We start from the raw sequence: 18,350 nt of genomic DNA, 5'->3' as shown, positions 1-18,350 counted from the left end.
GTGCAGACACGGCACCCACCGGTCCTTCCGTGTCCGGGGGTCTCCGCGGGGCCTGTGCGGGCGGAGGTCCGCGGACTACATTCGGTGTCGTGCAGACTCCCCGCCCCGCCCCGCAGCCCGGGACGTCCCGGTCCCGCCGCCGGCGGCCGGGCCCCGCCGTCCCGGTCGTGCTCACCGCCGCCCTGCTCGCCACCGGCTGCTCGGTGCTCTCCCCCGACGACGGGCGGGAGGCCGCCGAGCGGACCGCCGCGGCGCTGGGCGCGGGCAGCGTCGAGGAGCTGTCCTTCGGCCCCGTCGAGGGCGCCGCCGCCCAGGACCGGTACGAGCGGATCACCGCCCGGCTCGGGGAGGCCACCCCTGCCGTGGAGGTCTCCGCGGTCGAGGACACCGGGGAGGAGGGGCGGCGCGAGGCCACCCTGGCGTGGTCCTGGGACCTCCCGGGCGTCGAGCAGGACTGGGTGTACGACGCGGTCCTGCCGCTGGTCCGGACCGGTGCCGGCGACTGGGCCCCCGAGTGGTCCCCGGCCGTGGTGCACCCGGGCCTGGCCGAGGGCGAGGCCCTGCGCGCCCGGACGGTGGCCGCGGACCGCGGGGACATCCTCGGGGCGGACGGCGAGACGCTCGTGACGGAGCGGCCGGTCCGGCGGCTGGGCATCGACCGCTCGCAGCTGGAGGGGGCGGACCCCGGGGAGGCGGCGCGCCGGCTCGCGGCGGCCGTGGACATCGACGCCGACGCGTACGCCGAGGCCGTGGAGCAGGCCGGTCCCGAGGCGTTCGTGGAGGCGCTGCCGCTGCGGGAGGAGGACTTCCGCGCGCTGGACGCCGAGCGGACGGCCGCCGTCCCGGGGCTGCTCGTGCTCGAGGACGAGATGCCCCTGGCCCCCGCCCGCGGCTTCGCCGCCGACCTCCTGGGCGGGGTGGGCGAGGCGACGGCCGAGGACGTGGCGGACTCCGGCGGGGTGCTCGCCCCCGGGACGGCGGTCGGCCGCGGGGGAGTGCAGGAGCGCTTCGACGACCGGCTGCGCGGCGTCCCCGGCGTCGTCGTGGAGGAGATCGTGGAGGAGGTCGTGGAGGAGGTCGCGGACCGGTCCGGGGAGGGGGACGCGTCCGGGGACGACGGCGGTGCGCCGCAGCCCGCCGGGGACCCGCTGTTCGAGGTGCCGCCGCGGCCCGGCGAACCGCTCACCCTGACCCTGGACCGGGACCTCCAGAGCACCGCCGAGGAGCTGCTGGCCGGGATCGACTCCCCGTCCGCGGTCGTGGCGGTGCGGCCCTCCACCGGCGAACTCGTCGCGTCGGCCAACGGCCCCGGCTCCGAGGGCTACTCCACGGCGCTGCTGGGCCAGTACGCGCCCGGTTCCACGTTCAAGGTGGTCACGGCCCTGGCGATGCTGCGGAAGGGCGACACCCCCGGGACGGTCGTGCAGTGCCCGCCGTCCACGACCGCCGCCGGCGTGCGGATCGACAACGTCGAGTCCTACCCCGCCGAGTTCACCGGGCCGGTCACCCTCACCGAGTCCCTCGCCCACTCCTGCAACACCAGCTTCGTGGATCAGCACGAACGGATCAGCCAGGCGGAGCTGGCCGGCGCCGCTGCCGCGCTCGGCCTCGGCGCCGGGACGGACCTCGGCGTGCCGGTGTTTCCCGGCACGGTGCCCGAGGAGGAGGAGGACCCGGCCCAGCACGCCGTGGCGATGTTCGGGCAGGGCCGCACGCTCGTCTCCCCGCTGAGCATGGCGGGTCTCACCGCCTCGGTCGCCGCCGGGCAGCTCGTCACCCCTCGGCTGATCGGCACGGAGGGTCTGCTCGAAGAGGACGCCGCTCCGGGCCCGCAGGAGCCCCTGACCGCGGAGGAGGCGGAGCAGCTGCGCACCATGATGCGGGCCGTCGTCTCGTCCGGGCACCTCGGCGTGCTCCAGGAGCTCGAGCCGGACACGGCGATCGGCAAGACCGGCACCGCGGAGTTCGGCGACGAGGACCCGCCCCGGACGCACTCCTGGGTGGTCGCCGAGCACGAGGACCTCGCCGTGGCGGTCTTCGTGGAGGACGGCGACCTGGGCTCGGTCACCGGCGGCCCCATCGCGCGGGACCTCCTGGCGGCGGCCTCCGCGTCCGCCGCGGACTGAGGCGCACCGCGACACGGCGCACCGGGGCCTTTCCCGGACCCGCCCCGCTGGCCCAGGATGGGAGCACACGGTCCGCTGCCGCGGACCGCCGGACCAGCGAGGAGCTCCCCGTGCCCGAGACCGTGCCCCCCAGCCCCGCGAGAACCAAGATCGGCGTGGTCGGCGCCGGCTCCGTCGGCTCGTCCCTGGCCTACGCGGTGCTGATCAAGGGTGTCGCGCAGGAGGTGGCCCTCTACGACCTCGCCGGGGACCGGGTCCGCGCCGAGGGCCTGGACCTGGCCCACGGGGCCATGTTCACCCCCAGCTCCCGGGTGACCGGCTCCGACGACGTCGCCGTGCTGGCCGGGTCGGACGTCGTCTTCGTCACCGCCGGGGCCAAGCAGCGCCCCGGCCAGACCCGGATGGAGCTGGCGGGCGCCAATGCCGCGATCCTCGAGCAGCTGATGCCGCGCCTCGTGGAGCAGGCGCCCGGGGCCGTGTACGTGCTGGTGACCAATCCGTGCGACGTGCTCACGGTCATCGCGCAGAAGCTCACGGGGCTGCCCACGGAGCGGGTGATGTCCTCCGGGACCGTGCTGGACACGTCCCGGCTGCGGTGGCTGCTGGCGGAGGAGGGCGGGGTGTCCACCACGAGCGTGCACGCCACGATCGTCGGCGAGCACGGGGACACCGAGTTCCCCCTGTGGTCCAACGCCAACATCGGGCAGATCCCGCTGCGGGACTGGACGGTCGAGGGGCGCCGGCCCTTCACCGACGAGCGGCTCGACGAGATCACGCACCGGACGATCAACGCGGCGTACACGGTGATCCAGGGCAAGGGCGCCACCAACTACGCGATCGGCCTCGCCGGGGCGCGCGTGGCCGAGGCCGTGCTGCGCGACGAGCACGCCGTGCTGCCCGTCTCCACGGTCCTGGACGACTACCGGGGGATCAGCGGGATCGCGCTGTCCGTGCCGTCGGTCGTCGCGCGGCGGGGCGTCGTCGAGCGCCTGGTCGTGCCCATGGACGAGCAGGAGCTGGCCATGCTGCACCGCTCCGCCGACGCCATCCGCGCCACTCTGGCCACGATCGGGTACTGACCCCGGACGGCGACGGGGCCCGTCCCGGCGTGCGGAACGGGCCCCGGGGGCGGTGCGGACGGGTCAGCCCCGGGCCATCTCGTCCTGCGCCGCGTGGGTGAGGCGCACGGCGTCGTCGAACTCGCGCTCGACCTCCTCGTCCCGCCGGTACGTGGCCTTCGAGACCAGCATCGCGGACACGAGGCTCACCACGAAGCCGGGGATGATCTCGTAGAGGTCGGCCCACGGGCTCACGGTCCACGCGAACACGGTGACCGCGCCCAGGACCATGCCGGTGATCGCGCCCAGGTTGGTGAGCTTGCGCCAGAACAGGGACAGGATCACGATCGGGCCGAACGAGGCGCCGAAGCCGGCCCACGCGAAGGCCACGAGGCCGAGGATCGTGTTGTTCTGCTCCCAGGCCAGGAACACCGCCACGAGGGCGACGAGGGCCACGCCGGCGCGGCCCATCCACACCTGCTTGCGCTCGGACGGCGACTGCTTGACGGTCAGCTTGTACAGGTCCTCCACCAGGGCGGAGGAGGAGACGATGAGCTGGGAGGAGACCGTGGACATGATCGCGGCCAGCACCGCGGCGAGCACGAAGCCCGCGACGACCGGGTGGAAGAACACCTGCGCCAGGTCCAGGAACACGGACTCCGGGTCGGTGGGGCTCTCGTCGGGGCGGTTGCCGTAGTAGGCGAGGCCCACGAGGGCCGTGGCGATCGCCCCGACGACACTGAGCACCATCCAGGTCAGCCCGATCCGGCGGCCGGTCTTGGCGTCGGAGGGGGAGCGCATGGCCATGAAGCGGACGATGATGTGCGGCTGGCCGAAGTAGCCGAGGCCCCACGCCAGGGCGGAGACGACGCCGATCACGGTGGCGCCGCGCACGAGGGAGAGGGCGTCCGGGTTCACCGCGGTGATGTTCTCGGCCATCTGCCCGAAGCCGCCGACGTTGATGATCCCGACGACCGGGACCATGAGCAGGGCGACGAACATCAGGATGCCCTGGGCCACGTCGGTGTAGGTCGCGCCCAGGAAGCCGCCGAAGAGCGTGTAGGCGATGGTCACGCCGACCACCAGGAGCAGGCCGGCGTGGTAGGTCGAGCCGAAGGACGACTGGAAGAACAGCCCGCCCGCGACCATGCCGGAGGAGACGTAGAACGTGAAGAACACCAGGATGATCAGCCCGGAGACGATGCGCAGCATCCGGGTCCCGCCCTTGAGCCGGTTGTCCAGGAAGGACGGGATCGTGATCGAGTTGTGCGAGACCTCGGTGTAGGAGCGCAGCCGGGGCGCGATGAACTTCCAGTTGACCCAGGCGCCGATGATCAGCCCGATGGCGATCCACGCCTCGACCAGACCGGAGAGGAACACGGCGCCCGGCAGGCCGAGCAGCAGCCAGCCGGACATGTCGGAGGCGCCCGCGCTGAGGGCGGCGACGCCGGGCTTGAGGTTGCGCCCGCCGAGCATGTAGTCGTCGAGGTTCTTCGTCCTGCTGTTGGCGTAGAGCCCGATCGCGATCATCGCGGCGAAGTAGACGACGATCGCTATCGTCTGGGATATCTCCTGGGTCATGGTGTCCTTTCCGCCCGGAGCCGGCCCGGTGGAGCGCAGCGCCCAGGGGAGGTGGGTGGGGCAGAGGTCCCACAGGACTTTACGCCCGCTCCCGGGCAGTGGCCAGCTCCTACGGGTATAGGGGGATCCTGCGCGCGGGCCGCGGGAGCGGCTCAGGCGTCGTCGTGGGCCTGCAGGAACTCGTAGACCTCGCGCTCGTCGACGCCCGGGAAGGCCCCCTCCGGCAGGGCGGCGAGCACGTGCGAGTGCGCCCGCGTGTTGGGCCACGCGTGGCCGGCCCACACCCGGCTCAGCTCCTCGGGCGGGCGCCGGCAGCACGAGGGGTCCGGGCACGTGGACACGGTGCGGTTCGGGGTGTCGCGGCCGCGGAACCAGCGGGCGTCGGTGAACGCGACGCCCACCCCGATCGAGAACACGCCCTGGCTCGAGAGCTCCGTGCGCGTGGAGCACCAGTACGTGCCGGAGGGCGTGTCCGTGTACTGGGCGAACGCCGTGAACTGGTTGGGCTGGTCGAAGACGGTGCGCCCGGACCACTTGCGGCAGGAGATCTGGCCCTCGATCGCCCCCGTGTGGTCCGTGGGGAACGCGAGGCCGTTGTTCTCGTAGGCCTTGTGGATCACCCCGGACGAGTGCACCTTGTGGAAGTGGGTGCGGATGCCCAGGTGGCGGGTGGCGAGGTTCGTGAATCGGTGGCCCGCCGTCTCGTGGGACACGGCGAAGCGGTCCTTGAGGTCCTCCAGGAACAGGTCCCGGTTCTTCTTGGCCTCGAGCAGGAACGGGACGGTCTTGTCCTCCGGCAGCATCACCGCGGCCGCGAAGTAGTTGCTCTGCACCCGCTGGGCGAGGAACTCGGCGTAGTCCTTCGGGGGCTCGTGGCCCAGTACCTGGTGACCCACGGCCTGGAGCAGCACCGCCCGGGGGTCGTGGTCCGCCCGCGGGCTCTGCACGAGGTAGATCCGCCGGTTGAGCAGGTCGGTCACCGAGCGGGTCGAGTGCGGGAGGTCGGTGACGTGGTGGATGCTGTAGCCCAGCCTGCCCACCATCTCGGAGATCACGGAGTTGGACACGGGCCCCGAGGAGTAGCCGCCCAGGGCCAGCAGCTCCTTGGCGGCCTGCTCCAGGTCCGGGAAGTAGTTGTCCTGCGCCCGCATGAGCCGGCGCAGCTGCACGTTGGCCCGGCGGGCCTCCTCCGGGGTGGCCGAGTTCTTCTCGAGCGCCTCGGCCAGGCGCTCCTGCAGGGCCACGAGCGCCTCGAGCACCTCGGTGGACAGGGCGGAGCTGACCCGGACGGTGGGCAGCCCCAGCTGCTCGTAGAACGGGGAGCGCTGGGCTCGCTCCAGCTGGATCTCGAGCGCCTCGCGCCGGGTGCCGGGCTCGGCCCCCAGCAGGGCGTCCACGCTGGTGCCGAGGACCTCGGCGAGGCGTCGCAGCAGGCTGAGCCGGGGCTCGCGCCGGCCGTTCTCGATCACGGACAGCTGGGACGTGGCGGTCCCGGCGCGGTCGGCGAGCTCCGCGAGGGTCAGCCCCCGGTCCTTGCGCAGCGAGCGGATGCGCCGGCCGAGACCGATCAGGTCGGTGCTGCCGGCCGGCTCGGCCGACGTCGGTTCCTCGGTGCCCCAGGCGCTGGTCGTCATTTCTTCACGATAGACGAAAAACAGTGAAAGTTCGACGAGAAATGTGGGGTTGATCCGGGTTGGACTGGGGCAAAGTGGGATGTGTCACCACGGAAGAGCGAACTTCCCGGTGACCCTAAAGCCGAAGCACCCGTTTCCGGACCACTCGACGAGGAGCCGACATGTCCTACCCCAACGCCCCCAAGACCGCCGACGAGATCCGCCAGGAGTGGGACGCCGATCCCCGCTGGGCGCAGATCACCCGCGACTACACGGCGGAGGAGGTCGTCCGCCTGCGCGGCACGGTGCAGGAGGAGATGACCCTGGCCCGCCGCGGCGCGGAGCAGCTGTGGGAGAAGCTGCACACCGAGGACTTCGTCAACTCCCTGGGCGCCCTGACCGGCAACCAGGCGGTCCAGCAGGTGAAGGCCGGGCTCAAGGCCATCTACCTCTCCGGCTGGCAGGTCGCCGGCGACGCGAACCTCGCGGGCCAGACCTACCCCGACCAGTCGATCTACCCCGCGAACTCCGTCCCGGCGGTCGTGCGGCGGATCAACAACGCGCTGATGCGCGCCGACCAGATCGAGCACTCCGAGGGCACGAGGACGGTCGAGGACTGGCTGGTCCCGATCGTGGCCGACGCCGAGGCCGGCTTCGGCGGCCCGCTCAACGCCTACGAGCTCATGAAGTCCATGATCGCCGCCGGCGCGGCCGGCGTGCACTGGGAGGACCAGCTGGCCTCCGAGAAGAAGTGCGGCCACCTGGGCGGCAAGGTGCTCATCCCCACCCAGCAGCACGTCCGCACCCTCAGCGCGGCCCGGCTCGCGGCCGACGTCGCCGACGTCCCCTCGCTGATCATCGCCCGCACCGACGCCGAGGCGGCCACCCTGATCACCTCGGACGTGGACGACCGCGACAAGCCGTTCGTCACCGGCGAGCGCACCGCGGAGGGCTACTACAAGGTCCGCAACGGCCTCGAGGCCTGCATCGCCCGCGGCAACGCGTACGCCCCGTACGCCGACCTGCTGTGGATGGAGACGGGCACCCCGGACCTCGAGCTGGCCAAGAAGTTCGCCGAGGGCATCCACGCGGAGCACCCGGACCAGATGCTCGCCTACAACTGCTCGCCGTCCTTCAACTGGAAGAAGCACCTGGACGACGACACGATCGCGAAGTTCCAGCGGGAGCTGGGCGCGATGGGCTTCAAGTTCCAGTTCATCACCCTGGCCGGCTTCCACGCCCTGAACTACTCGATGTTCGACCTGGCCCACGGCTACGCCCGCAACCAGATGACGGCCTACGTGGAGCTGCAGGAGCGGGAGTTCGCGGCCGAGGAGCGCGGCTACACCGCCACCCGCCACCAGCGCGAGGTCGGCACCGGCTACTTCGACCTGGTCTCCACCGTCCTCAACCCGCAGTCCTCCACCACGGCGCTGGCCGGGTCCACCGAGACCGCCCAGTTCTGAGCCGGACGGCCGTGACCGGCCGGGGGCCCGACGGGGCCCCCGGCCGCGCCGCATCCGACGACGACCCGCTCCGGTGCCCACCGGAGCCGCCCCACCCGAACTCCCCAGGACACTCTTCAGGCGAGGACCCAGCCATGATGACCATGACCAGCAATCCCGTGACGATCAACGGCGTGACCCTCACCGGTCACCACGTGCCCCGGCAGAACAGTGTGCTCACCCCCGACGCGCTCGGCTTCCTCGCGGCGCTGCACCGCGAGTTCGAGCCCCGCCGGCGCGAGCTGCTGGCGGCCCGCGAGGAGCGGCGCAAGGCGATCGCCCGCGGCACCGACCCCACCTTCCTGCCCGAGACCCGCAGGATCCGCGAGGACGACTCCTGGCGGGTTCCCCCGCCCCCGCCCGGGCTCGAGGACCGCCGCGTGGAGATCACCGGCCCCACCGAGCGGAAGATGACCATCAACGCGCTCAACTCCGGGGCGAAGGTGTGGCTCGCGGACATGGAGGACGCGAACACCCCGCACTGGGCGAACGTGGTCACCAACCAGCTCAACCTGATCGACGCGCTCGAGGGGACCATCGAGTTCACCAACCCCGACGGCAAGAAGTACGCCCTGCAGAACAAGGACGCCCGGTCCAACCCCACCATCGTGGTGCGCCCCCGCGGGTGGCACTTCGAGGAGAGGCACCTGTCCGTGCGGGACGAGCCCATCGCGGGCGCGATCGTCGACTTCGGCCTGTACTTCTTCCACAACGCCCGCCGGCTCAAGAAGCTCGGCCTGGGCCCCTACTTCTACCTGCCCAAGACCGAGTCCCACCAGGAGGCGCGGCTGTGGCACGACATCTTCAGCCGGGCGGAGTCCATGCTCGGGGCGGACCGCGGCACCATCCGCGCCACCGTGCTGATCGAGACGATCACCGCGGCCTTCGAGATGGAGGAGATCCTGCACGAGCTCGGCGAGCACGCCGCGGGCCTCAACGCCGGCCGGTGGGACTACATCTTCTCGATCATCAAGAACTTCCGGACCCGCGGGCCCCGCTTCATCCTCCCGGACCGCAACGCGGTGACCATGACGCAGCCGTTCATGCGGGCCTACACCGAGCAGCTCGTGCGGGCCTGCCACCGCCGCGGGGCGATGGCCATCGGCGGGATGGCCGCGTTCATCCCCTCCCGGCGCGACGAGGAGGTCAACCGCACCGCGATCGAGAAGGTGCGCGCCGACAAGACCCGCGAGGCCGAGGACGGCTTCGACGGGTCCTGGGTGGCCCACCCGGACCTGGTCCCCGTGTGCCGCGAGGTCTTCGACGCGGTGCTCGGCGAGAAGCCCAACCAGCTGGACCGGCTCCGCGAGGACGTGGTGCCCGACGACAAGGCGCTCATCGACATCGCCTCGGCCGAGGGGAAGATCACCGAGGAGGGGATCCGCAGCAACGTCGAGGTGGGGATCCGCTACATCGAGGCGTGGTTGCGCGGCAACGGCGCGGTGGGCATCCACAACCTGATGGAGGACGCCGCGACCGCGGAGATCTCCCGCTCGCAGATCTGGCAGTGGGTGAACACCCGCGCCATCACGGACGAGGGCGAGGAGATCACCCGGGACTGGGTGCAGGAGCTGGTCGAGGAGGAGTTCGCGCGGATCGAGCGCGCCGAGGGCGACCGCTTCGACGACGCCCGAGCCATCTTCGAGGAGGTCGCCCTGGGCGACGACTACCCCGCCTTCCTGACCACCCCCGCCTACGAGCGCTTCCTCGCCGAGCCCGAGGACCCGCACGCGCCGGAGGAGGCCGGGACCTCCGCGGCCGCGCGCGCCTGAGCGGCCCACCCGGCCGGGTCCACCACCCAGGGCTCCCGGGACAGGGCGTCCTCGTCGAAGACGGCGAGGACGTCCTGCGCCGTCCGGGCCGGGCCGGGCAGCCCCAGCGACGCCGCCAGCCGGCCGACGACCTCCTCGGGGCCGTGCCCCGCCGCCGCGAGCTCGGCGAGGGTCACCGCGCCGTCGCGCTTGGCGAGGCGCTGCCCGCGGGGGTTGAGCACGAGCGGGACGTGCGCCCACTCCGGCTCGCCGAGCCCGAGCACCGCGGCCAGGTGGGCCTGCCGGGGGGTGGAGGGCAGCAGGTCGTCGCCGCGGACCACCTGGTCCACGCCCTGGTGAGCGTCGTCGAGGACCACCGCGAGGTTGTAGGCGGGGCGGCCGTCATTGCGCAGCAGCACGAAGTCGTCGACGACACCCGTGAACGCCCCGGTCCACCGGTCGACGACCGTGCGGGAGCGCACGTCCGCCCGCAGCCGCACCGCGGGGGGCCGCTCGCGCCGGCGCCGTGCCCGCTCGGCGTCGTCGAGGTCACGGCACGTCCCCGGATAGGCGCCGGGGGCGCCGTGCGGCGCGCTCGCGGCCGCCTGGATCTCCCGGCGCGTGCAGTAGCACTCGTAGGTGCGCCCCGCCGCGGTGAGACGCGCCACCACGGCCCGGTGCTCGGCCTCCCGCGAGGACTGCAGCAGCGGCGGGCCGTCCCAGTCGAGACCCAGCCGGGCGAGGTCCGCGAGCTGCCGCTCGGCCGCCCCCGGGCGCACCCGGTCGATGTCCTCGACGCGCAGGACGAAGCGCCGGCCCGTCGCGCGGGCGAGGGCCCACGCGAGCAGGGCCGTGCGGAGATTGCCGAGGTGGAGGTCCCCCGAGGGGGACGGAGCATAGCGGCCGGCGCCGCCGACCGCACGGTCCGGGGCCGAAGAGGTCATGGGTGCCAGGATAGCCAGCGGCGGTCGGTACCCTGGTCGGGTGGCGCGCATCAACGAACTCCGCGACGGCGTCTTCGCCGTGAGCACGGACAACTGGAGGCTCAACTCCGGTGTCGTGCTCGGGACCCGCCGCGCCCTGGTGATCGACACGGGCGCGGGCCCGCGCCAGGCCCGCGAGATCCTCGAGGCCGTCCGCTCGCTCACCGGCCTGCCGCTGACGGTCGTGAACACGCACGCCCACTACGACCACTTCCTCGGCAACGCCGTGTTCCGGCGCGCCGGGGCCGAGGACTTTTGGGCGCACCGCGGCTGCGCGGCGGCGATCGAGGCGCACGGCGACTACCAGCGATCCTTCGTGGGCACCCACGAGCCCGAGATGGCCGCCGCCGAGGGACCGGACACCCGGCTCGTCGTGCCCAACCGGCACCTGCCCGGCACGGGCCGGCGTCCCGCCCTGGCCCGGGTGGACCTGGGGGAGCGGGCGGCCGTGCTCTTCTCCTTCGGCCCCGGCCACACCGACAACGACCTCTGCGTGGGCGTCGACGACGTCGTGTTCACCGGGGACCTCGTGGAGCAGGGCGCCGACCCCAGCTTCGACGACTCCTATCCCCGGGGCTGGGCCACGGCGCTCGAGAACCTCGCCGCCCTCGCCCGCTACCAGGTGTTCGTCCCCGGCCACGGCAACCCCGTGGAGCGCGGCTTCGTGCTCCAGCAGGCCCGGCTCATGCGCACGGCCATCGAGCGGGTGGACGCGAGCGAGGCCGCCGCCGCGCGGCCCGACGGCATGCGACCGGTGACCGCCTCGATGTTCCGTCTGCCCTACAGCCCCGGGGCGGCACGGATCCTGCTGGACCGGCTCGAGCGGATCAGGGCCGAGGACGCCGCGACCGAGGAGCTTGCAGCGCTGTCAGCGCCGCTGCCACCAGCAGACTGACGCCGAGGATCGCCGCGCACGCGGCGACCGCCGCCCAGCCCCCGCCCGGGGCCCGCAGGGCCGCCCACAGGGGCAGCAGGCCGAGCAGCAGCGTCCCCGCGCCGCCGGCGCCCAGCAGGGCGGTCAGACCCCCGCCGGGCACGGGGCGCTCCACGGGCCCGGTCAGGCGCAGCACCAGACCGCCCAGGGCCGCCCAGCCCGCCACGACCAGCAGGGACGCCACGACGTCCGAGGGCCGGTGCCAGCCGTTGAGCAGCGTCGCCACCCCGGTGACGGTCGTGGCCGCGGCCCCGAGCAGCGCGACCAGCGGCCGGGAGGCGGCGGGGGCCGCGAGCAGCACCACCGCCACGGCGGCGGCCGCGGCGGCCGTGTGCCCGGAGGGGAACGAGTTGACGGTGACCTCCTGGATCCCGAGGTCCGGCTTCTCCAGCAGCACCCGCTTGAGCAGCTGGACCGTGAGGTTGGACAGCACCACCACCGCCGCCCCCACCACTGCCGGGGCGAGACGCCGGGAGCGCACGGCCAGGACCGCCAGGCACAGGGCCGAGACCGCGCCCACCACCCACGGGACCGAGTCCAGCAGCTGGGCCGCACGCTCGGAGAGGTCCGGGAAGGCGCCGCTCGCCTGGCGCAGGGCCAGCTCGTCGAGCCACTGCCCGGTCGCGGTGGTCAGGGCCACGACCCCGACCAGCGCGGCCGAGGCCCAGAGGGCGGCGGCGCCGAGCAGATGGCCCAGGACCTGGAGGGCGGTCGGGGCGGGGCGGCGGGTGGTGGTGGTGGTCATCGAGCTCCTGGGCGGTGGTGCGGGTCGCGGCCGGTGCCGGCACCCGCGGAGCCCTCATCATTCCACGCACGGGTCGGAGCGCGCCGGAAGGAGGCCCCTTAGGCTGGGCGGCATGCTCCCCGCCGCCGCCCTGCCCCCGCTCGAGGACCTGCTCGCCGACGCGCACGTCGTCGCCCTGCCGATGCGGGTGCGCTTCCGCGGCGTGGACGTGCGCGAGTCGCTGCTCCTGCGCGGTCCCGCGGGGTGGGGGGAGTTCGGACCGTTCCCCGAGTACGGGGACGCCGAGGCCGGTCCCTGGCTGCGCGCCGCGGTCGACGCCGCGTGGCACGGCTTCCCGGTACCGCTGCGCACCCGCGTCCCCGTCAACGCGACCGTGCCCGCCGTGCCGGCGGCCCGGGTCCGGGAGGTGCTCGCGGGCTTCGGCGACGGGGTGCGCGCCGTGAAGATCAAGGTCGCCGAGCGCGGCCAGGGCCCGGCGGACGACGACGCCCGGGTCGCGGCCGTGCGGGCCCTGCTGCCGGACGCCGAGCTGCGGGTGGACGCGAACGGGGGATGGGACGTGCCCACCGCCCTCACCGCGCTGGAGCGGCTCGGGCGGCACGGGCTCGCGTACGCGGAGCAGCCCGTGCCCACGATCGAGGGCCTCGCGGCCGTCCGGGAGGGCCTCGCCGACCGGGGCGTGCCGGTGCTCGTGGCCGCGGACGAGTCCGTGCGCAAGGAGGAGGACCCCCTCGCGGTGGCCCGGGCGGGCGCCGCCGACCTGCTCGTGGTCAAGGCGGCGCCGCTGGGCGGGGTCCGCCGCGCCCTGGACGTGGTGGCCCGGGCGGGGCTGCCGGCCGTGGTCAGCTCGGCCCTGGACACCTCGGTGGGCATCCGGGCGGGTCTCGCGCTCGCCGCCGCCCTGCCCGAGCTGCCGTACGCCTGCGGGCTCGGGACGGTGTCCCTCATGCGGGCCGACGTCCTGCGGGAGCCGCTGCGGCCGGTGGACGGGGTGCTCGAGCTGCGGGACGCGGTCCCGGACCCCGTGCTGCTGGAGCGCCACGCCGTGCCCGCGGACCGGCGCCGGTGGTGGCTCGAGCGGCTGCGCCGCGTGCACGCCCTGGCCGGCGCCGCGCCTCAGCCCTGAGCCACGTCCCCCAGGACCTCGGTCCGGAGCCGGTCCAGGTCCACGGGCTCGCCCTCCCGCAGACCGTGCCGCCGGACCCACGCCCGGGCGGCGCGCCACACGTCGTCGCAGCCGAGCTCCACGTCGGGGTGGGCGGCGCCGATCCGCGTCCGGGCCGTGTGCTCGGGGTCCTCGCCCGTGAAGGAGAAGACCGCCACGGGGCTGCAGGCGAGGCCTACCACGCCGCGGACCGAGGCGATGACCCGCCCGTGCAGGCAGTCCCCCGGGTGGAGGTCCCACGCGCGGTGGACGCTCCGGCAGTCCACGGCCCCGGGGTGGTGCCGGCGTGATCCGTGCTCGTGCGGACCGGGTCCTCCGCGGTCCTGCGGGGACAGCAGCCCCGCTCCTGGTTCCGTGGGCATCACGCGCCTCCTTCGTCCGTGCCCGGACCGGCACCGCCGCCGCGGCGGCTCGGTCGTGGGCGAACGGTGCGAAAGGAGGGGGGTCTTCCGGGTTCCCGGTCACGGTCCGGGTCGCTGGACGGATGGGACGGCCTGACGGGACGAGCATCCCACTGCCGGGGCGCCCACGGAATGCGCCGGTGCTTTGTTTCTCCGAGTGAATCCGCACGGACCGGAGTGAATCCGGGAACAGGTCCGTCCCCGCCCGGTCACGGGGCGTTCACCCGCGGTTCGCCCGCCCGCCTCCGGTGCCTCACCGGCCGGTGGTGCAGTGGCCGAGCACCTGTTCCCCGACCGCGGTCCGCCGCGGGTCCGATCTCCTGGGAGAGCCATGACCGACACTGCCGAGCGCCCCTTCCTGCCCCTGCTGGGCCACACGCGCGGCAAGCGCAGCCCCGTCACGTGCGAGCTCAAGTGCGGCAGCGCCTGCGCCGGGCCGGAGTGCAACACCTCCGGCAACGGCTACTTCCGCGACATCGCGAGCGCCGCGCTGTCCCGCCGCTCCGCCCTGGGCCTCGGCGCCGCGGCGGCCGTGACCGTCGGCGTCGTCGGCGCCACCCCGGACGCCGCCCAGGCCCACGGCCGCGGACGCCCCGGACTGTCCTTCGGGCCCATCGCGCCCGTGCCGAACACCGTGGACGACCTCACGGTCCCCGAGGGCTTCGACTGGTCCCCGATCATCCGCTGGGGCGACCCCCTCTTCGCGGACTCGCCGGAGTTCGACCCCCTGCAGCAGACGGCCGCGGCCCAGTCGGTGCAGTTCGGCTACAACTGTGACTACCTGGACGTCCTCCAGGACCGCGGCGGGCGCAGCGGAGTGCTGGTGAGCAACCACGAGTACACCAACGAGAACCTGATGTTCCCCGCCGAGCAGCAGGACGACGTGCAGCGCGTGGCCCGGGTGGCCATGGCGGCCCACGGCATGTCCGTCGTGGAGATCGCCCGCACCGGCCCCGGCCGGCCCTGGTCCTACGTCCGCGGCGGCAGCCGGAACCGGCGCATCACCATGAGCACTGCCTTCCGGGTGGACGGACCCGCGGCGGGCTCCGACCTGTTGACCACGGACGCCGACCCCTCCGGGGCGCTGGTGCTGGGCACCCTCAACAACTGCGCCGGCGGCACCACCCCGTGGGGCACGGTCCTCTCCGGCGAGGAGAACTTCAACCAGTACTTCAAGGGCAACGGCTCCGCCGAGCAGAAGCGCTACGGGATCGCCGCCGAGGCGCCGAGCCGGCGCTGGCACGAGGTGGACCCGCGCTTCGACTCGACCCTGCCGGGCTACGCGAACGAGCCCCACCGCTTCGGCTGGGTCGTGGAGATCGACCCCCAGGACCCGGCCTCCACGCCGGTCAAGCACACCGCGCTGGGCCGCTTCAAGCACGAGGGCGCCAACGTGCGCGTGGCCGAGGACGGCACCGTGGTGGCCTACTCCGGCGACGACGAGCGGTTCGACTACCTCTACAAGTTCGTCTCCGCCCACAAGTACGTCGAGGGCGACCGCGCCCACAACATGACGCTGCTCTCCGCGGGGGACCTGTACGTCGCGAGGTTCACCGGGGACACCGAGACCGAGATCGACGGCTCCGGCCGGCTGCCCTCCGACGGCGCGTTCGACGGCTCCGGCGAGTGGCTGCCCCTGGTGGTGGGCGGGGAGTCCGCGGTGGCCGGGATGTCCGTCGAGCAGGTCCTGGTGTTCACCCGGCTGGCCGCGGACAAGGCCGGAGCCACCAAGATGGACCGCCCCGAGGACGTCGAGCCCTCCCCGCACACCGGCAAGGTCTACGTGGCGCTGACCAACAACACCGACCGCGGCACCCCGGGCAAGGCCGGCCCGGACGAGGCGAACCCGCGCACCCAGAACCGCGACGGCCACGTGCTCGAGCTCGTCGAGCGGGACGGCCGCGCCGCAGCCCTGGTGTTCGACTGGAACCTGCTGATCGTGGCCGGGGACCCGTCGAAGAACTCCTCGGCCTACTTCTCCGGCTTCCCCGCGGCGCAGGTCTCCCCGATCTCCTGCCCGGACAACCTGGCGTTCGACTCGGAGGGCAGCCTGTGGGTCTCCACCGACGGCGCCCCGGGGACGATCGGCTACAACGACGGACTGTTCAAGGTGGGCCTGTCCGGGCGCGAGCGCGGCCGGGTCGAGCAGTTCCTGGCCGTGCCCCAGGACGCGGAGACCTGCGGGCCCGTCATCCACGACCGCGAGCGCATGGTCTACGTGGCCGTACAGCACCCGGGCGAGGACGGCTCCTTCGAGGAGCCCCGCTCCTACTTCCCGGACTACGTGGTGGAGACCCGCCAGGGCGAGGGCGAGTGGTCCCTGCCGCGGCCGTCCGTGGCGCAGGTCTTCGCCGTGGGCCGGGGCGGGGAGCCCGAGTTCCCCGGAGGCATCCACGACAGGCCGGGGAAGGGCCGCAACCAGGACAAGCGGCGCAAGAACGGAGAGCGCGGGCCCCGCTACCGCGGCTACAGGGGCAAGGCCACCGCGGAGACGAAGGCGGCCGCGCGGAGCGCGTCCCGCTCCTACTGAGCCCGCGCCCGGAGCCGCCCGACGGCGTCCGGCCCCGCCCGGTCCCCGGCCCGCCCCCCGGCGCGCCGGGGACCACGGCGTGCGCGGACTACCCTGGTCTCCTGTGACCACACCGTCCCTCGACACCGCCCGCACCGTCCTGGAGGAGCTCGTCGCCGCCGGGATGCGGCACCTCGTCGTCGCCCCGGGCTCCCGGTCCGCGCCGCTGGCCTACGCCGCCGCGGCCGCCCAGGCCGCGGGGGCCCTCGAGGTCCACGTGCGGGTGGACGAGCGGGGCGCGGCGTTCACCGCCCTCGGCATCGCCCGGGCCACCGGCCGGCCGGCCGGGGTGCTGACCACCTCGGGCACGGCCGTGGGCAACCTCCTGCCCGCCGTGCTGGAGGCCGACCACGCCGAGGTGCCCCTCGTGGTGCTCTCCGCCGACCGTCCGCCGGAGCTTCGGGGCACCGGCGCCAACCAGACCACCCGTCAGCCGGGGATCTTCGGCGACCACGTCCGCGCAGCCGTGGACCTCCTCCCGGGCGAGGACGTGCCCGCCCGCCTCGCCGGGGTCCTCGCGGCCCTGGCCGGCCGGGGGCCGGAGGGACCCCGGCCGGCGGGGCCGGTCCAGCTCAACGTGGCCCTGCGCGATCCGCTGCACCCCGCGCCGGCGGACGGCCCGGTGCTCGCGGCCCGGGCCCGGCAGCTGGCCGCCCGGACGGCGCCGGGCCCGGACCCGGGCCCGGCCGCGGTGTCGGCCGGACCGGTCGGCGCCCCGCCGGCGGCGGCAGGAACGGCACGCTCCGTCGTCGTCGCCGGGGACGGCGCCGGCGCGGACGCGGCCCGCTTCGCCGAGGCGTGCGGACTGCCGCTGCTCGCGGAGCCCTCGTCCAACGCCCGCCGCGGCCCGCACGCGGTCGGGGCCTACCGGCTGCTGCTGGACTCCCCGCTGGGCCGGCGGATCGAGCGCGTCCTGCTCGTGGGCCGGCCCACGCTGTCCCGCCCGGTGGGGGCCCTGCTGGCCCGGGCGGACGTCGCCACCGCGGCCGTGCGGCCCGCGCCCGTGGCCTGGTACGAGCCCGGGCGGCGCCGCGAACGGGTGCTCGGCAGCTGGGTCGAGGCGGCCGCCTTCACCGGCCGCGGCGCCCCCGGCTGGACGCAGGCCTGGCACGAGGCGGGGGCCGCCGCGGACGGCGCCGTCGCCCGGTTGCTCGCCGCCGAGCCGCCCGGGCGGGCCACCGGGCCGGCCGTGGCCGCCGCCGTGTGGGAGGCCTGCCGCCGGGACGGGGCGGTGCTGCTGGCGGGCTCCTCCAACCCGGTCCGCGACCTTGACCTGGCCGCCCGGCCCGGCCCCGGCTCCCCGCTCGTGCTCGCCAACCGGGGGCTGGCCGGGATCGACGGCACGGTGGCCACGGCCGCCGGGGCGGCCCTGGGCGGCGGCCGTCCGGTCCGCGCGCTCCTGGGCGACCTGACGTTTCTGCACGACGTCTCGTCCCTGCTGCTGGGACCGGGCGAGCGCGAGCCCGATCTGCAGCTCGTGGTCCTCAACGACGGCGGTGGGGGGATCTTCACGACCCTCGAGCACGGGGCGCTGGGCGAGCAGGAGGAGTACCGGGCGGTCGTGGAGCGGTTCTTCGGCACCCCCCAGGAGGCCAGCCTCGACGCGCTGTGCGCCGGCTACGGGGTGGCCCACCGGCGTGCGGACGGCGTCGCGGAGCTCGAGCAGGCGCTCGCCGCGCCCGTGCGGGGGCGCTCGGTCGTGGAGGTCGTGGTGGACCGGCGGGGGCTGCGGGAGCTCCACGCCCGGCTCCGGGCCGCCGTCGCGCGTGCCGCCGAGGAGGCCGCCGCTCGGACGGCGACGGACGCGGGCCCGGGAGGCGGGCGGACCGGCGAGCCGGCCGCACCGGCCCCCGACGACCGCTGAGGAGACCGGGGCGCCCCGTGGCGCCCCGGACCGGACGCGCCGACGGGCCCCGCCC

13 protein-coding genes are annotated in these 18,350 nt (G+C 74.5%); 8 read left to right on the top strand and 5 right to left on the bottom strand.

All coding sequences use genetic code 11. The annotated features are described in order from the left end of the window. Positions 1-89 precede the first annotated feature (89 nt). Together ACFU0Y_RS09725 and ACFU0Y_RS09720 are read left to right on the top strand one after the other, a co-directional pair. Complete coding sequence (locus ACFU0Y_RS09725; protein ID WP_380214285.1) at positions 90-2,126, top strand: penicillin-binding transpeptidase domain-containing protein; 2,037 nt, start codon at positions 90-92, stop codon at positions 2,124-2,126. A gap of 110 nt (positions 2,127-2,236) precedes the next feature. Then, positions 2,237-3,205 carry an L-lactate dehydrogenase gene (locus tag ACFU0Y_RS09720; RefSeq protein WP_380214284.1) on the top strand — a complete coding sequence of 323 codons (969 nt, stop codon included), beginning with the start codon at positions 2,237-2,239 and terminating at the stop codon, positions 3,203-3,205. Between the two features lie 63 nt (positions 3,206-3,268). On the opposite strand, the gene putP is transcribed toward ACFU0Y_RS09720, so the two are convergent. Both putP and ACFU0Y_RS09710 read right to left on the bottom strand, forming a co-directional pair. After that, the gene (gene putP, locus ACFU0Y_RS09715) at positions 3,269-4,765 is read right to left on the bottom strand and encodes a sodium/proline symporter PutP (protein WP_380214283.1); all 1,497 of its coding nucleotides are present in this window, start codon (positions 4,763-4,765) and stop codon (positions 3,269-3,271) included. 152 nt (positions 4,766-4,917) lie between these two features. Continuing rightward, entirely contained in the window at positions 4,918-6,399 is a 1,482-nt protein-coding gene (locus ACFU0Y_RS09710; RefSeq protein WP_380214282.1) for a helix-turn-helix domain-containing protein, read from the bottom strand. Between the two features lie 161 nt (positions 6,400-6,560). Here ACFU0Y_RS09710 and aceA point away from each other — a divergent pair, with 161 nt between their 5' ends. Together aceA and aceB are read left to right on the top strand one after the other, a co-directional pair. Next, positions 6,561-7,844: an isocitrate lyase gene (gene aceA, locus ACFU0Y_RS09705; RefSeq protein WP_380214281.1), complete on the top strand. Its 1,284-nt coding sequence runs from the start codon at positions 6,561-6,563 to the stop codon at positions 7,842-7,844. A 137-nt stretch (positions 7,845-7,981) separates the two neighbouring features. Further along, positions 7,982-9,655 (top strand): malate synthase A, encoded by a 1,674-nt coding sequence (gene aceB / locus ACFU0Y_RS09700; RefSeq protein WP_380214286.1) that lies wholly within the window; start codon positions 7,982-7,984, stop codon positions 9,653-9,655. On the opposite strand, the gene gluQRS is transcribed toward aceB, so the two are convergent. Then, positions 9,577-10,578 (bottom strand): tRNA glutamyl-Q(34) synthetase GluQRS, encoded by a 1,002-nt coding sequence (gene gluQRS / locus ACFU0Y_RS09695; RefSeq protein ID WP_380214280.1) that lies wholly within the window; start codon positions 10,576-10,578, stop codon positions 9,577-9,579. The genes aceB and gluQRS overlap by 79 nt on opposite strands. 40 nt (positions 10,579-10,618) lie before the next feature. On the opposite strand from gluQRS, the gene ACFU0Y_RS09690 reads away from it, so the two are divergent. Beyond that, positions 10,619-11,512 carry an MBL fold metallo-hydrolase gene (locus ACFU0Y_RS09690; RefSeq protein ID WP_380214279.1) on the top strand — a complete coding sequence of 298 codons (894 nt, stop codon included), beginning with the start codon at positions 10,619-10,621 and terminating at the stop codon, positions 11,510-11,512. On the opposite strand, the gene ACFU0Y_RS09685 is transcribed toward ACFU0Y_RS09690, so the two are convergent. Continuing rightward, complete coding sequence (locus ACFU0Y_RS09685) at positions 11,445-12,296, bottom strand: phosphatase PAP2 family protein (RefSeq protein ID WP_380214278.1); 852 nt, start codon at positions 12,294-12,296, stop codon at positions 11,445-11,447. The genes ACFU0Y_RS09690 and ACFU0Y_RS09685 overlap by 68 nt on opposite strands. Positions 12,297-12,408: 112 nt before the next feature. Between ACFU0Y_RS09685 and ACFU0Y_RS09680 the strand changes: the two genes are divergently transcribed. Then, positions 12,409-13,422 (top strand): o-succinylbenzoate synthase, encoded by a 1,014-nt coding sequence (locus tag ACFU0Y_RS09680; RefSeq protein WP_380214277.1) that lies wholly within the window; start codon positions 12,409-12,411, stop codon positions 13,420-13,422. On the opposite strand, the gene ACFU0Y_RS09675 is transcribed toward ACFU0Y_RS09680, so the two are convergent. Next, positions 13,413-13,823: a hypothetical protein gene (locus ACFU0Y_RS09675; protein WP_380214276.1), complete on the bottom strand. Its 411-nt coding sequence runs from the start codon at positions 13,821-13,823 to the stop codon at positions 13,413-13,415. The two genes, ACFU0Y_RS09680 and ACFU0Y_RS09675, sit on opposite strands and share 10 nt — an antisense overlap. 370 nt (positions 13,824-14,193) lie before the next feature. Here ACFU0Y_RS09675 and ACFU0Y_RS09670 point away from each other — a divergent pair, with 370 nt between their 5' ends. After that, complete coding sequence (locus tag ACFU0Y_RS09670) at positions 14,194-16,392, top strand: PhoX family protein (protein WP_380214275.1); 2,199 nt, start codon at positions 14,194-14,196, stop codon at positions 16,390-16,392. 103 nt (positions 16,393-16,495) lie between these two features. Next, a complete protein-coding gene (menD, locus tag ACFU0Y_RS09665) occupies positions 16,496-18,295 on the top strand; it encodes a 2-succinyl-5-enolpyruvyl-6-hydroxy-3-cyclohexene-1-carboxylic-acid synthase (RefSeq protein WP_380214274.1) in 1,800 nt (599 codons plus the stop codon). The last annotated feature ends 55 nt before the right edge of the window (positions 18,296-18,350 follow it).

This window comes from Kocuria sp. NPDC057446, from assembly GCF_042802875.1.
Classification (GTDB): Bacteria; Actinomycetota; Actinomycetes; order Actinomycetales; family Micrococcaceae; genus Kocuria.
This window is presented reverse-complemented; position numbering and strand designations above follow the sequence as displayed.